This window comes from Saccharibacillus endophyticus (genome assembly GCF_013185185.1).
GTDB lineage: Bacteria > Bacillota > Bacilli > Paenibacillales > Paenibacillaceae > Saccharibacillus > Saccharibacillus endophyticus.
In genome coordinates, this window is the sequence record NZ_JAAZWE010000003.1 from 625,262 (window position 1) to 639,419 (window position 14,158).

Genomic DNA, 14,158 nt, shown 5'->3' on the forward strand with positions numbered 1-14,158 from the left:
GACGCACCGTAGAGAGGAGAGATTTACGTTTGTTGAATAGATTTGACCGTGCTTTTCAACCTTTGACCTGGGTGCTGCTCGCTTTGATGGCGGTAAGTTTGTTTGCGTTGGACAATGCGTTCACGACGCCGTTACTCGGTGCGTATCTGCTTCTATTGGCGGTTCGCCATCGCTCGTCGATTGCGGATACGCTGCGCCGTTCGACGCCGAAGCAAAAAGGGCTGCTGGTACTGACCTTTATGGGCTCGGTTGCGCTATCGTTCGTGCTGATTCGCTTCGGCGGGCAGTTTCTGGAGTCGCAAGGCATCGGTCCGGTATTTTTGTACATTTGGATCGCGCTTGTGATCGGAATTGCCGTAGCGATTCTGCTTGGAGTGGCGTCGCGCTTCGGACTGGTGTCGGAGAGTAGAGGCCGCTAATCGGACGCGTTAAAACATAGAACATGAAAACGGACAGCCCGTGCAAGCAGGGCTGTCCGTTTTTGTGATGGAGCGGCTTCGGCATACTTTTTACGGCTTGCAGGCAGCGTTAAACGGATGAAGCCCGGTATCAGGACTCCTCGTACACCTTTTTCAATAATCCGGCCAAGAGTGCTTCTTCTTCTTTGCTTAGGTTGCGGGTGATAACGGCGTTATGCTCTTCAAGCAGCCGCAGCAGCACAGGGAGGAAGTCGAGACCTTTTTGCGTGGGGTAAAGAAGATACGCTCGGCGATCCTGCTTATCCGCGATTCGCTCGATATATCCTTCCTGTTCCAGATGCTGAACGGCGCGGGCTGTCGTTGCTTTATCGAATTTGAGGTCAATCGTGAGCTGATCCTGACGAATGCCGGGACGAAGCAGAATGTTTTTGAGAAACGCATGCTGACCGCCGCCGCCCAGACCGTAGGGTTTGAGGGCTTGCGTCAATTGTTTTTGATTTTGCCGATAGAGGATCGAAATCCATCTGCCGATCGGATATTGTTCGGACATGCCGGGGAAGACTCCTTTCTTGAAACGGAACGGATCAGCAGCAGGCTGAACGTTGATATGCCGTACGTTTGGTTAACTCATTATCGAAAAGTGTAACGAATATTGGTTGCGTTCGCAACCTTTTTGACGTACACTGTACGAGTTAACTCGTTGCGTGCGCAACCAATAAGCGGAGGTGTAAACGTGAATTCGGCCATTTCCTCGTATCAGGACAACCCCCAGGTGCAACAGCGTCGCTGGCGTATCCTGATCATTCTTAATTTATTTACGTTCATGGCGACGCTCGACGGGAGTATCGTCAATGTGGCGCTGCCGACGATCACGGGTGACCTTGGCTTGCAGCTCGGACATGCGCAGTGGGTATCGAGCATCTATTTGATGGCGATTTGTTCGTTTATCTTATTGTTCGGCCGGTTAGGCGACATTTTCGGCAAGATTCGTATTTTTAGAATCGGCACGGTTGTATTCGTCGTGGGTTCGCTGTTATGCGGACTTAGCGGATCGTTGGCGACATTGATCGCGGCACGTATCGTTCAGGCTATAGGTGCTTCGATGACCATGGCGAATAGTCAGGGCATCGTGACGGATATCTTCCCTGCTAACGAACGCGGCAAAGCCCTGGGGCTTGTCGGTACGTTCGTCTCGCTCGGCAGTATTGCGGGTCCGGGAGTCGGCGGGATTATGGTTAGTTCATTGGGCTGGGAGTCGATCTTCTGGATCAATGTGCCGATCGGAGTGATTGCGATTCTGCTCGGAGCCAAGCTGTTGCCCAGCGATATTCGTACTTCCAAAAAGCGCATCGACGGTGGCGGAAGTTTGTTATTTGCCGGATTTATCGTCTCGCTGATCGCGGCCATTCTGCTGGGACAGGAGATCGGATACGGCGACTGGCGGATTATCGGATTGTTGTTGTTCGCGGTTGCCTCGTTCCTGGCATTCTTGCGTGTGGAATCGCGAATCGGGGAGCCGATGCTGGATCTGAGTCTGTTCCGGAATCCGTTGTTCACCTTGAGCATTTTGTGCGGTTTTCTGGTATTCGTGAGCATGTTCTGCTACAACATCATCGCGCCGTTTTACCTGCAATCGATTGTCGGCTTGTCGCCGAGCAACGCGGGTTGGATGATGATGATTTATCCGCTGGTGATGGTCGTGATCGCTCCGATCAGCGGCGCGATGTCCGATCGGTTCGGCTCCGAATGGCTGACTTTTATCGGACTGCTGCTCATGGTCGGTGCGCAGGCGGGCCTGGCTTCGCTGCATGAAGGCAGTACGTTGTTTACAGTCGGCGGGTTCATCGCGCTGCTTGGCTTGGGTGGCGGCATGTTCCAATCCCCAAACAACTCGCTCGTCATGTCGACCGTTCCGCGTCCGCGTCTCGGCGTGGCAGGCAGCGTCAACTCGCTGATCCGCAACCTCGGCATGGTGGTCGGGATCGCGGTCGCGACGACCACGCTGTTCGGCGTGATGAGCAATCGGGCGGGATACCGGGTAACGGGCTTGATTCCGGACCGTCCGGACATTTTCCTCGCCGGCATGCATATCGTCTTTACCGTTTCCGCCTCGATTTGCGTGGTAGGCGCGCTGTTGACCGGATGGCGGTTGCTGACGCGCAAGCGGCGGGGAGGCGAGGGCGAGGGAGGAAGCGGCGAGAGCAGTCGCGGGAATGGAGCGGCGGCGAAGGCGTAATAGGCAGTTGGAGAAGATCAACGGACGGCCGCTTCGGCAAAACGTATAACGATTAGAGAAGGAAAAAGTATCTCGAAGCTGCATATTTTACAACATTCTTAACCTATTTCTATTCGTTTTAAGGTGCAAGTTGTAGAAGATGCAATATTATAGCTGTTCGAATCTACTTTCCTGCTCATTTCCTTCAATAATATTGCAGATTGTACAACTTGATGGATGAAAGACTTGAGATCGTCCTCATAATCTTGCACACTTTACAACTTTGTCCGGCTTCACATTGTCACCTGACTCTAATTGGGTTCCCATTCCGCGCAAATAAAGCCTGTTCATGCTGCTTATTAAGTAGAGAACAGGCTTTTCAACATAGGCTTGACTATTCCAAAAGCAATTTAGGAAATCCGCCGACGATTTCGTAATAGCGCACATACTTACCGTCGCCTACGGGTTTAAGCAATCGATGCTCCACCAAAATATTCAAATGATTGCGAGCTGTACGGAAGTTTATTCGATACACCTCCATTACGTCCTTCGGTCGAATCGCTCTTCCCGACCGCCAAGCCAGCTTTAGTACGTCTTTTTGCATCGGGGTAAGTGTTGGGGTTGCGGAAGTTCCTATCATCATCGGCATCACGCTCATTTGCAGCAGCATCCGGCATACCTCCGGGCGGTTCTGAATATCGTCGAAAGCGAAATGCAGCATTCTCCAACCCATTCCCGCGAGAAAAGTATCTCGATTCAGCGCATAACTGAACCGTTCGCGATCCATATCTTTGATGTGGCTTTGGAAGCCGTCGCATTCGATACCGATTCGATCGCCGTTCCCGGTAATAAAAGCAAAATCGAGAAATTGCGAACGGCGGTTCCAATCGTAGATTTCGTATTCGGGATGCAGATGCTCGAAGTTTCCGACAAGCGGCCACCATACCTTTTCCAAAAAAAAGCTTCTCCGCATACTGATGTCCTCGCTCCAGTCGGCCGCGCCGCTCACCGGAGCGAAGGTGCATATGGTGCTGCAAAAATGCGGCGTGCGCCGATTCGAATCCGGAGCCTGGCTCGAATTCGGGAATCAGGGTTGACCGTTTCTCTAAATGCTCGTTCTTGTTCGTTAGCCTGTTCCTCTTATCCGCCACTTGCTTATCCTCCTTAAATGTCTTCGAACGCAAAAAAACGCCCCCTCGGCTCAATGCCGGGAGGACGTTCTTCGTCGCTCGGTCGTTTCTTATAAAAAAGTATAGCACAAGCCGTTTCTCGAAAGAAACTCCCCTGTCGCACCTTCAACCCTTGTCAGCCGGAGGGTTAACGGGTTCGTGCGCATCATAAAGTCGGCCGGTACCTTGTCAATACTAAAGCTTAGGGTACCCGTTTATCTTTTGTTAAAATCTCGTTTAACCCTTCGTTATCCTGTCATGCTATCATTCAGAAGATAACGACGCATGCGGCAAACGGATCGGCTTCGCTTTATGTCTACGGTTCGACGTAGGCGATTCATATGATCGAAGCTAGAGCCGTCCGTAAACGTGCCAGACCGATCCGCGTCTACCCCAAGCGAAAGCGGGAGATTATTCATGACCATTAAACGAAGGCTTTTCATATCCAACATTCTCATGATCGTCATTCCGATCGTGTTGGCGATCATGCTGTCTATTTTGCTGGCGCTGCTGCTTTGGCGGGAGTTCGATTTCGAATTCGGCAGCGACAAAGATTATTACGACGCGCGCGATTCCGTGATGGAAGCCGCTCATGCCGTTTTGGAAAATCCGGATATGGATGCGGGTAGGCTGGAATTCATGATGAAACGCGTCGATGAGCTGCTGACGAACAACGATATGGCGCTGCGCGTGTACGAAACGGATGCGCCGACCGATTCCGAAACCGAACTCGGCACAGGAACGCTGCGCTATTCGCTCGGTACGGAGCCTTTTGACGCGACCAAGCTTGAAAACGGCCTTGCCTCGCTCGGCGGAACCGGAATTATCGGTCAGGACGGCCGCGAGCTGTACGTGACGGACGCGGAAGGATCGGGCAGCATCTACCGCATCGAGCTGTACAGCACGCGCATCGTCGCCGAAGAAGAAAGCGTGCACGGCAGGGGCGACGGCTGGATTCCGATCGGGATCATGCTCGGTGTGCTGGCCGTATTGTTTTTCACCAGCCAATTCCTGACCCGTTTCGTATTCCGGCACATTCGCGATCCGCTGAAGATTCTGTCCGACGGCGTGAACCAGATCCGCGACGGCAACCTCGACTACCGGATCGAATACGCGCGCAAAGACGAATTCCGCCCGGTATGCGAAGCGTTTAACGAAATGGCAGGGCGCTTGAAGGAATCGGTATGGGCCGTGCAGAAGCAGGAGATGAACCGCAAAGAACTGCTCGCCGGCATCTCGCACGATCTGCGCTCTCCGCTGACCTCGATCAAAGCGTACGCGGAAGGGCTGTTGGACGGCGTGGCGGCGACCAAGGAATCCCAGCACCGCTACGTGAACATGATCAAGACCAAAGCCGACGATATCGACCATATGGTGTCGCGTCTGTTTCTTTTCTCGAAAATGGACCTGGGCGATTACCCGAATTACCCGGAAGATCTGGACGCGCGCGAAGAATTGGAAAGCTTTTTCCGGGCGGCGGCTGAAGAGCATGCGCACGAGGGGTTGAAGATCCATATCGGAAAGTTGGAAAAAGGAGTGACGCTGCACGCCGATCCGGTTCAGTTCCGGCGGGTGCTGGCGAATATCGTGGAAAATAGTTTGAAGTACAAAGAACGGTCGGAAGTTACGGTATCGGTAGAGGCAGCGAGGCAGCAGCATCTACTCCGCATTGCCGTCGAAGATGACGGGCCGGGCGTCACGGACGAAGCGCTGCCGAAGCTGTTCGACGTTTTTTACCGCAGCGATGCTTCACGCAACAGTCCGAATCGGGGCAGCGGCCTGGGATTGGCAATCTCGGAAAAAGCGATTACGTTTATGGGCGGAACTATCCACGCGGAGCATGCGGCAAGCGGCGGCCTGCGGATCGTGATCGAACTGCCGATCAATCATGCAGAAGGAGGAAGCCAACGTGTCTAACGGGAAAAAGATTCTGATCGTAGAAGACGATAGCGCTATTGCGGAGATCGAACGGGATTATTTGGAGATTGACGGGTTTGAAGTGCAGATCGTCGATAACGGCCCGGCAGGAATCGAGCGCGGAGCAAGCGGCGAATTCAACCTGATCCTGCTCGATGTCATGCTGCCGGGGGCAGACGGATTCGCCGTCTGCCGCAAACTGCGGGAAACGGTGGACGTACCGATTCTTATGGTAACGGCAAGGCAGGAGGATATCGACAAGATACGCGGACTCGGGCTGGGTGCGGACGATTATATCGTGAAGCCTTTTTCCCCAAGTGAACTGGTCGCGCGCGTGAAAGCCAATCTGGCTCAGTACGAGCGGCTGCGGAACCGGGGCGGAGCGCCTAAGGACGGCAGCGAGCTGAAGGTCGGGCAAATCGCGATCCGGCCCCAGTCGCGGCGGGTGTATGTGCGAGGCGAAGAGCTGACGCTCAAAAACAAAGAATACGAGCTGCTGTTATTCCTGGTCGAGCATGTCGATATGGTGTTGAGCAAAGAAACGTTATACGAGCGAATCTGGGGCTACGACGCGATCGGCGACAGCGCGACGGTGGCGGTACATATCAACCGGCTGCGCGACAAGATCGAAGAAAATCCGGGCGATCCCAAGGTGATTCAGACGGTCTGGGGCGCGGGGTATCGTTTTAAAGCATAATGAATAGTGGGGAAATGAAGATCAAGGACTTCCGTGCGCCGAATGTGGAGCGTATGCGGAAGTCCTTTTTATATGAAGAAAAGAAAGTCTTTGAACGAATATTTATAACGGGTTTAACTTTTGTTTAGAAACGTTGAAAGATCCGTTTATCCCTCCGCTGTAGGATATGAGTAGGCAAAAGAAACAAACTACTTTACAAACAAGAGGAGAGATTGGGATGAAAAAAAGCACGCGCAACAAAACAATCGGCGTAATGGCGGCAGGCATGATCGTAACGGCGAGTCTCGGAGCGGCGGCCTATGCAAACGGCAGCGCTTATGACAACTTCCGCACGGCAGTCGTGAAGACGGCGGCAATCGACAACTCGACACTGACCTCCAATATTCAAGTTACGCAAAACGGTACCGTAACGGCGAGCGGTAAATTGGAAGTCCAGTCGGCAGGCGAAGATCTCTATTCGTCGGGACAATTCGAGATCGGCGGCAAAACACTGGCAGTCGAGCAGTCCACGGACGGCGACAAGCTGATTTTGCGTAAAGGCGATCAATACTACTCCGTAGACGCTTCGGGCGAAGAACTTAGCGAGAAGCCGGACTTCGAAACTTCGCCAAGCGCGATTCGACTGGCGGAAGCGGCGAGCGATCTGCTGCTGGGCGACATCAAAAACCGTTTTACGGAAAATGGCGATACGATCACGCTGAGTCTGACGGATGCGCAAATTCCGGAGCTTGCCAATCTCGCAATGAACGCGGTGCTGGAAGCAGGCGCGCGGCAGGGCACGGATCGTCTGAGCGAAGAAGCGCAGTGGCAGTCGGAGTGGTCGGACTTTGACGGGGCTTCGTTGTTCCCGATTACGTCGAACGGCCGCGTGGAAAAAGTTCGTCTGGACGCTACGGTAACGGAGGGTACCATTACTGCTCTGAAAACGACCATCGGCGTATCGGGTCTGGACAAGGATGGGCAGAAGGTTGAGCTGGAAGCTTCGATTGATAGTGTCTTCAGCAAGATCGGCAGCACCGTTCCGCAAGATATCGACGTAACCGGAAAAACAGTCGAAGAAGTCGATCTGGAGTCGGACCGCGGCAAATTCGGTCACGGACCTTTCGGCAGCGATCGTTCACAATAAGAGAGGAGCTTACTCATGACTATCGTTCGCATAGAAAACCTGACCAAGAAGTATGCCAACCGGCGCGGGATCGATCAGTTGTCGTTCGAAGTCGAAGCCGGCCAGGTGTTGGGTCTGCTCGGCCCCAACGGCAGCGGAAAAACGACTGCGATGAAAGCCATGACGGGTCTGCTTGCACCCGATGCGGGAACCCTATCGCTGCTCGGCATGGACCCTGCGGAAGACCTTCCTGCCATTTTGGAACGGACAGGCTGCATGATCGAGACGCCCGGGCTGTATCCGTATTTGACGGCGGAGCAGAACCTTCGGCTGACCGGCCGCTTCTACCCAGGCTTTGATGCGGCGATGGTCGAACCGCTGTTGGAACGTGTAGGACTGCTGCCTTACCGCAAAGAAAAGGTACGCAAATTTTCGGTCGGCATGAAGCAGCGTCTGGCTCTTGCTTGCGCGCTGCTGCCGCAGCCGGAACTGCTGGTGCTGGACGAACCGACAAACGGCATGGATATCGAAGGAACCGCGATGTTCCGCGAACTGCTGCTGCAAGAACGGAAGCGGGGCTGCGCGGTCGTTCTGTCGAGCCACTTGGCGCACGAGATGGAACAGTTATGCACCCATGTTGCGGTGCTGCGCGAAGGCGTATTGGTCGATACCGCGTCCGTGCCGCAGGTGTTGGAACAGTACGGAAGCATCGAACGTTATTATTTGAGAGTGACCAATGCGGACGGGAGGGAAGTCATATGAGCAGACCCGGTAACGAAGTGGCCGATCCGGTTCAAACCATGCAAGTTCCGGCCGAAGCGAGTTCGCGGAAGCGGCAAGACGGCGCGGTCGCCAAAGCGAGCAAGGCGAAAATTACCGCGACAAAAGCGGACGCCGAATCGTCGGAGTCGGCAAGCTTCAGCGCCCCGATGAAAATCAGACGAGCAAGCGGCCCTGCGCTTAGCGGAATGGTCCGGCGTACGGCAGAAGTGGAATTGCACAAGATTTTGGCCCAATTCAAATATCGCGCTGTTCCGGTACTGGTTGCTTTGGTTCCGCTGGTTATGTTATGGCTAAACGGCAATACGGGCAGCTTGATCCGCTTCTCCCCGGAAAATTTGCCGTATACCTTGCTTTCGCTCGCAGCTTCCGTCATTCTCCCGCTCGTGGCTTGCATGTTGGCCGCCGATCTGTTCGCCGGGGAGCGGGAACGCGGCGAACTCAAGATCCCGCTGACCCGCCCCGTAAGTCGACCTGCGCTTGTCATCGGCAAAATAAGCGCGATGCTAATCTATCAAGCTGGCCTGCTGGCGATTCTATTGATCCTTTCCCTGGCCGCAGCTTTATTATCCGGTGCAAGCCTTGGCGACTTGAATCTGCTTAGCATACTCGGTGCCTATGTCGTAACCCTGCTGCCTATCGCCGCAATCAGCACCGTCGCAGCTTTGGCTTCGACCCTGGCCCGCAGCGCAACTTCAGGCTTCCTGCTCGGAATCCTGCTGCTCGTTGCATGGAACGGCCTTGGCTTGGCGTTCCCGGCAATCTCCCCGATGCTCCTGACCGAATACGCCGCTTTATACAAAAGCATCATCGGCTCGGAGGTCGCTTTCGGCCAATTGGCGATGGGCGCCGGCATCCTGATCGGCAGCGCGACCGTCCTGACAACCGCGCAGATTCTGTTGTTCGATCGAAAAGAAATCTAAGTTCCCAACGCTCAAAGCTAACAAAGCCCAGATTATCAAAAAGCCTTTTAAAAGCCGTAATCTTTGCAATGTCGAATGTTTCTTTTCCAAACCAAGTCCCTTCATTAAAACAGGCTCCGTTTGGCCGAAAAGCCAAGCGGAACCTGTTTTAATACATATCCTTTCTCTTTTCTTATTTTCTCTTATCTTTTCTTACCCTATCCCCCGTATAGCCCAGCCGGGAGCCGGTTTCGAACCGAAGCGCCTTTGCCCTTTCTCCTCACCTCTAAATCTTTTACTTCAATCAGAGGGGGAAAGGACAACGAAGCGCAGGTCGAAACCGGCTCCCGGCGCCACCTATACGCTCGCTCCCCTCAGTTGAACCGCCGAATATGCGGCGAACACAACGCGACTAGCAAAATCGAAATCCCCGCCCCGGCAAAAATCGCGATCGTCGGAATCCCGCCGATCGTATCCGCCAGGCGCCCGACAATCAGATACCCCACCGGAAGCAGCGCGAACGATCCCAACATATCGAGGCTTGCCACGCGCCCGAAGCTTTCGGCGGGCACAAGCTCCTGCAAGCTGATCTCCCAAATAATCATGAACATCATCATGCCGAAGCCTTCCAGCACCATCGCCATCACGAGTCCCGGCACCCAGGTCACGACAGACAGAAGCAGCAAAGCTACTCCGCCCAGCAGCGCTCCGCCGTAAGCGACCAACCCGCGGCGTTTCCAATCTTTTTTTGATCCGAACAGCACCGCCGCCAGGATCGCCCCGACTGCCGTTCCCGCCATCGCGATGCCGTACACCGACGTATCCAGCCCGTGATGAACTTTGAACAGCCACGGCACAAGCACGGCGACGATTCCGGTGTAGCAAATATTGAGCAGCGAAAAAGCGACGATGGTGATCCAAAGCCACGGCAGCTTGCTCAGCACGCGAACGCCTTCCATGAATTCCGTGCCGAAGCCGGACAGGACAGAAGGCGAATGGGGCGTTTGCGCCGCTTGTTCCGCACGCGCTATTTTGGCCGAAGCGAACAGGCCGCTTCGCCCTTTTTGCGCAGACAGCACCCGACCCAGCATCGCGAAACAAATGAGCGAGATGAGATACGTCAACGAATCCAGCGCAAAGCCCGCACCCGGCGATGACGCGGTAACCAACATCCCGCCCAGTGCCGGGCCGAGCAGACGAACGCCTTGAATGCTGATCTGGCTCAGCGCATTGGCCGCGTTGCGGATATCCGGCGTAAATACTTCAGCGCGCAAAGCGGAGTAGGCCGGATTGAACACGCCTTCCATCATGCCGTAAAACACCAATCCGATATACAGCCGCTCCAACGTCAGAGTTCCGCTGAAAATCGATACCGCCGCGAGCAGCATAATGCACAGCCGCGCCCCGTTACTGAGCATGACAAGCCGCAAGCGATCCGTTTTATCCACGATCCATCCGGCAAAAGGCAGCGCCAAAATGTTCGGCAGCATATAGCACGTCATCGCCAGCCCGAGCGCCGTCGACGAATCGGTCAACGAGTAAACGACAAGCGGCAAAATAAGCACCGACACCGAGCTTCCCAGCATCGCGATCCATTGTCCGAGCCATAAGTAGGTAAAGGCTTTCGAGCGGCGGATCGGCGATAAGAAGATGGACAAACGCGAAGCGTTGGGGTTCGCCGTCGGATTTTTTTCAATTTCAGAGTGCATCGTTAGTTCTCCTTCTTCTCGTCGATTCGTCCAAGCCGAATACTGACACCGTACTCCTGCCCGCCTACGGTATTCTGCTCCCACTTTTCCAGCAAAGCCTTCAATTCATCCGAGAAACGAGCGGCTTCTTCTTCCGACAAATCTAACCGCGTGGCATGATATTCGGAAAAAGGGCTGCCGCCCGTCCACGCATCGTCGTCCGCCTGCCAATCTTCGCCTTCCGCTCGTCCGGGAAAATGGAACTGAGCAGCCTTCGCGGTATAATATTTTTCCACGATACCGGCCACGCTGCGCGTATCGCTTAACTCCAGCAGCCCGCCTTCGTACAAACGCTGGATGTGGTAATGCACGTTGCCGGGTGTTTTGCGCAGAAGATCGGCCACCTGCTTCGACGTCATCGCTTCGCGCGACAAAGCATGCATGATCTTGATCCGCAGCGCGTTTTGCAGCAGCTTGTTTTGTTTTTCGTCAATAACAAGGGGGTGTTCCTGGGATGGATCTGGCGTCATGATAAATCCTCCGTTCTACTTATTCTGGATTTTTGATCATTCTGGAAATAGATCAATCTGGAATCCAGATCATGCAGTTTACTATAGCATCAGCGAAGGGGTCTGTAAACCATTCAAAAGCCAAGCTTAAACGTAACCGTATTTTAAACCGAGCGAAGCTGCTGCATTGTACGAAAAGCAACGTAAATCGGCTTCGCCCCAGCATAAAAGCCGGCTGCATGAGCAAAAAAGCAACGTAGCTCCTCCATACAGCTGGAAAAGAGCTGAATGGAGGATGCACGTTGCTTTTTAAGCGGTTTGGGTATGCGTTTGAGAGATCGGGCACAATCGGCATGGACGAAAAAACAATGCGGCTCTCACGGGTTTTTCAGGAGAACGTGTCCAGCAAAATCGCCGTCAACAGTCCCATCGAAGCGATGAATCCGACCAGCGGACCGCCTTCTTCGAACGCTTCCGGCATCATGGTCGAGCAGAGCATGGCGATGATGCCGCCGCCCGCGAAAGCGCCGATCGCCGCTTTCATTTCCGGGGACAATTGTTCGAGGAACAAGTAGCCGCCCATCGAAGCCAACGCCGATACCAGCAGTACCGCCGCCCACATAATAAAGATTTTACCGCGAGAGTACCCGTTTTTTTGCAAGCCGACCGTACTCGACAGACCTTCCGGAATATTGCTGACGAAGATCGAGACGACCAGCACGACGCTGATGCCTTTTCCCGCCAGCAGGCTTGCTCCGAGCATGATCGATTCCGGAATGGCGTCCATCACTGTCCCTGCGAAAATGCCCAATCCGCTCTGATCCGCTTCGCCTGCCGCTTGGGAGCCGGATTGATCTTTGCCCGAACGCTTGCGGTTGGAGCCGCCGCGTTTGGATACGATCAGGTCGAACACGGTATATACCAGCGCGCCTGCCGTGAATCCGATTGCCGTCGCGGTCAGTCCGCCGTCTTCCAGCGCGTCGCCCAGCAGTTCGAACGCGGCGGCCCCGATCAGCGTGCCGACGCCGAACGCCATGATCCAGCCGATCGCTCGTTTGCCGATTTTCAGAAATAAGGCGGCTAACGCGCCGAGCACAACCGCCGAAGCCGAAATGCCGCCCCACATTAATGCGCTCCACATGAAATTTCCTCCTCCGCTGCTGCTTATCTGTTACGTATAAATGGACATAGTGCAGTGCTTCTGAACGTTCATTAACCCGGTAAGCAGCAAGACCAAACGCGGAATACGCCCGGCAGGCAAACTTGTCGCAAAAAGAGGGGAATGGACGTTCCGGGCATTTTTCGCAATTGCCGGTACTGAATGCTATAATGCTGCGTAGATGGATATGGAATGCTTCACTTATCGAAAAGTCGGCTTGAACAACCCGCAATATTTTTTGGGAGGCGATCAGATGACAACACCTCAAACGGTATTAACGACAGGCGCCAACGCGCCGATCGGACAGACAACGGAACTTCGCGTGCACGTGAAATGGGATAGCGCGCCGGCCGATTTGGACGTGAGCTGCTTTATGGTGGGGGAGAACGGCAAAGTTCCTTCCGACGATTATTTTATTTTTTACAATCAAGATGCAAGTCCCGGCGGGCATGTGCGCTATGAGCGAACCGGGCCGAATGGCGTCGCGTTTACGATTCGGACGAATGAGCTGGACCCGTCGATCATCGCCAAGTGCGTATTCTCGGCTACTTTGGACGGAGCGGGGACGTTTGCCGATATCCAGGGATGCCGCATCGTTGCGGAGACAGGCTCCGGCGAGATTTTGTACGAGATCAAGGAAGCGACGCAGGAGCGTTCGCTTGTCTTTATGGAGCTGTACCGTCATTCTTCGGGACTGAAGCTGCGCGCGATCGGACGTGGCTTTAACGGCGGGCTTAAGCCGCTGGCCGAAGCGCACGGCGTCGAGATCGAGGAGGAGACGGAGCAATCGGCGGCGCCGACGCCTACTGCGGCTTCCGCCTCCTCGCCAACGCCTCAGCCTTCGACGCCGCCTGCTCCGAAAGCGCCGGAACCTTCCGTGCCGCTTGGCAAGATCGACCTGCTCAAGCGCAAAGTCGGCATCTCGCTGGAGAAGAAAAACATCGCGCATGAAAAAGCCAGAGTTGCCGTCGTATTCGACGCTTCCGGTTCCATGAGCCAGTTGTATAAAAAAGGAACGGTTCAAAGCGCATTCGAGCGTATTCTTGCCGTCTCGGCCCGGATGGACGATGACGGGATTCTGGACGTGTGGTTCTTTGCGACCAAGATGATGCGCGCGCCGAGCGTAAACGAGCATCAGTACGAGGACTATGTCAAAAAGACTTACGCAGGACCAAGCATGAAGAGCAAGCTGGGCTTCGGCAACAACGAGCCTGTCGTCATGGAAGATATCATCAAGAAATATACGCAGGAAGATCCGGATGACCGCACGCCGACCTACATTGTCTTTTTCAGCGACGGAGGGATTTATGAGACTAAAAAGATCTCCAAGCTGCTGATCAAGCATGCGGACAAGCCGATCTTTTGGCAGTTCGTCGGCCTGGGCAATGCGAACTACGGCGTGCTGGAGCAGCTTGACGATCTCAAAGGGCGGCTCGTCGACAATGCCGATTTCTTTGCGTTGGACGATCTGGATCGGGTCAGCGACGAGGAGTTGTATGACCGGTTGCTGAACGAGTTTCCGGGCTGGTTGAAAGAAGTGCGGTCGAAGGGCATTTTGAAGTAGGAAAGAGGAAATCAAAAAACGGAATAAGGAGAAA

General features: G+C 54.4%; 13 protein-coding genes. 8 read left to right on the forward strand and 5 right to left on the reverse strand.

Annotation, left to right across the window (positions count from 1 at the left end):
- The first annotated feature begins 29 nt into the window (after positions 1-29).
- Positions 30-419: a hypothetical protein gene (locus HRQ63_RS14130; RefSeq protein ID WP_172244784.1), complete on the forward strand. Its 390-nt coding sequence runs from the start codon at positions 30-32 to the stop codon at positions 417-419.
- A gap of 130 nt (positions 420-549) precedes the next feature.
- Here HRQ63_RS14130 and HRQ63_RS14135 read toward each other — a convergent pair whose 3' ends face one another.
- Positions 550-969: a MarR family winged helix-turn-helix transcriptional regulator gene (locus tag HRQ63_RS14135; protein ID WP_172244786.1), complete on the reverse strand. Its 420-nt coding sequence runs from the start codon at positions 967-969 to the stop codon at positions 550-552.
- 183 nt (positions 970-1,152) lie between these two features.
- On the opposite strand from HRQ63_RS14135, the gene HRQ63_RS14140 reads away from it, so the two are divergent.
- Positions 1,153-2,655 (forward strand): MFS transporter, encoded by a 1,503-nt coding sequence (locus HRQ63_RS14140; RefSeq protein WP_229714186.1) that lies wholly within the window; start codon positions 1,153-1,155, stop codon positions 2,653-2,655.
- Between the two features lie 373 nt (positions 2,656-3,028).
- On the opposite strand, the gene HRQ63_RS14145 is transcribed toward HRQ63_RS14140, so the two are convergent.
- Entirely contained in the window at positions 3,029-3,589 is a 561-nt protein-coding gene (locus HRQ63_RS14145; RefSeq protein ID WP_308809923.1) for a hypothetical protein, read from the reverse strand.
- A gap of 631 nt (positions 3,590-4,220) precedes the next feature.
- On the opposite strand from HRQ63_RS14145, the gene HRQ63_RS14150 reads away from it, so the two are divergent.
- The 5 genes from HRQ63_RS14150 (at position 4,221) to HRQ63_RS14170 (ending at position 9,225) form a co-directional block, all read left to right on the forward strand.
- Positions 4,221-5,720 carry a sensor histidine kinase gene (locus HRQ63_RS14150; protein WP_172244788.1) on the forward strand — a complete coding sequence of 500 codons (1,500 nt, stop codon included), beginning with the start codon at positions 4,221-4,223 and terminating at the stop codon, positions 5,718-5,720.
- Positions 5,713-6,417, forward strand: coding sequence for a response regulator transcription factor (locus tag HRQ63_RS14155; RefSeq protein WP_229714187.1), 705 nt, complete (start codon positions 5,713-5,715; stop codon positions 6,415-6,417). Before HRQ63_RS14150 ends, HRQ63_RS14155 begins: the two co-directional genes overlap by 8 nt.
- Positions 6,418-6,634: 217 nt before the next feature.
- The gene (locus HRQ63_RS14160) at positions 6,635-7,543 is read left to right on the forward strand and encodes a hypothetical protein (RefSeq protein WP_172244792.1); all 909 of its coding nucleotides are present in this window, start codon (positions 6,635-6,637) and stop codon (positions 7,541-7,543) included.
- A 15-nt stretch (positions 7,544-7,558) separates the two neighbouring features.
- Positions 7,559-8,284 carry an ABC transporter ATP-binding protein gene (locus HRQ63_RS14165; protein WP_172244794.1) on the forward strand — a complete coding sequence of 242 codons (726 nt, stop codon included), beginning with the start codon at positions 7,559-7,561 and terminating at the stop codon, positions 8,282-8,284.
- Entirely contained in the window at positions 8,281-9,225 is a 945-nt protein-coding gene (locus tag HRQ63_RS14170; protein ID WP_172244796.1) for an ABC transporter permease, read from the forward strand. Before HRQ63_RS14165 ends, HRQ63_RS14170 begins: the two co-directional genes overlap by 4 nt.
- Before the next feature lie 353 nt (positions 9,226-9,578).
- On the opposite strand, the gene HRQ63_RS14175 is transcribed toward HRQ63_RS14170, so the two are convergent.
- The 3 genes from HRQ63_RS14175 to HRQ63_RS14185 all read right to left on the reverse strand — a co-directional run bounded on the left by HRQ63_RS14175 (position 9,579) and on the right by HRQ63_RS14185 (position 12,542).
- Positions 9,579-10,913, reverse strand: a complete 1,335-nt coding sequence (locus HRQ63_RS14175) for an MFS transporter (protein ID WP_172244798.1) — start codon at positions 10,911-10,913, stop codon at positions 9,579-9,581.
- A gap of 2 nt (positions 10,914-10,915) precedes the next feature.
- The gene (locus HRQ63_RS14180; RefSeq protein WP_172244800.1) at positions 10,916-11,422 is read right to left on the reverse strand and encodes an ArsR/SmtB family transcription factor; all 507 of its coding nucleotides are present in this window, start codon (positions 11,420-11,422) and stop codon (positions 10,916-10,918) included.
- 367 nt (positions 11,423-11,789) lie between these two features.
- Entirely contained in the window at positions 11,790-12,542 is a 753-nt protein-coding gene (locus HRQ63_RS14185) for a ZIP family metal transporter (RefSeq protein WP_172244802.1), read from the reverse strand.
- 271 nt (positions 12,543-12,813) lie between these two features.
- On the opposite strand from HRQ63_RS14185, the gene HRQ63_RS14190 reads away from it, so the two are divergent.
- Complete coding sequence (locus tag HRQ63_RS14190; RefSeq protein WP_172244804.1) at positions 12,814-14,124, forward strand: VWA domain-containing protein; 1,311 nt, start codon at positions 12,814-12,816, stop codon at positions 14,122-14,124.
- Positions 14,125-14,158: the final 34 nt, after the last annotated feature.

What these genes read in the sequence shown, in the direction of transcription:
- HRQ63_RS14135 (WP_172244786.1), bottom strand. Translation starts at nt 969, where the DNA reads ATGTCCGAACAATATCCGATCGGCAGATGGATTTCGATCCTCTATCGG.
- HRQ63_RS14150 (WP_172244788.1), top strand. Translation starts at nt 4,221, where the DNA reads ATGACCATTAAACGAAGGCTTTTCATATCCAACATTCTCATGATCGTC.
- HRQ63_RS14160 (WP_172244792.1), top strand. Translation starts at nt 6,635, where the DNA reads ATGAAAAAAAGCACGCGCAACAAAACAATCGGCGTAATGGCGGCAGGC.
- HRQ63_RS14165 (WP_172244794.1), top strand. Translation starts at nt 7,559, where the DNA reads ATGACTATCGTTCGCATAGAAAACCTGACCAAGAAGTATGCCAACCGG.
- HRQ63_RS14170 (WP_172244796.1), top strand. Translation starts at nt 8,281, where the DNA reads ATGAGCAGACCCGGTAACGAAGTGGCCGATCCGGTTCAAACCATGCAA.
- HRQ63_RS14175 (WP_172244798.1), bottom strand. Translation starts at nt 10,913, where the DNA reads ATGCACTCTGAAATTGAAAAAAATCCGACGGCGAACCCCAACGCTTCG.
- HRQ63_RS14180 (WP_172244800.1), bottom strand. Translation starts at nt 11,422, where the DNA reads ATGACGCCAGATCCATCCCAGGAACACCCCCTTGTTATTGACGAAAAA.
- HRQ63_RS14185 (WP_172244802.1), bottom strand. Translation starts at nt 12,542, where the DNA reads ATGTGGAGCGCATTAATGTGGGGCGGCATTTCGGCTTCGGCGGTTGTG.
- HRQ63_RS14190 (WP_172244804.1), top strand. Translation starts at nt 12,814, where the DNA reads ATGACAACACCTCAAACGGTATTAACGACAGGCGCCAACGCGCCGATC.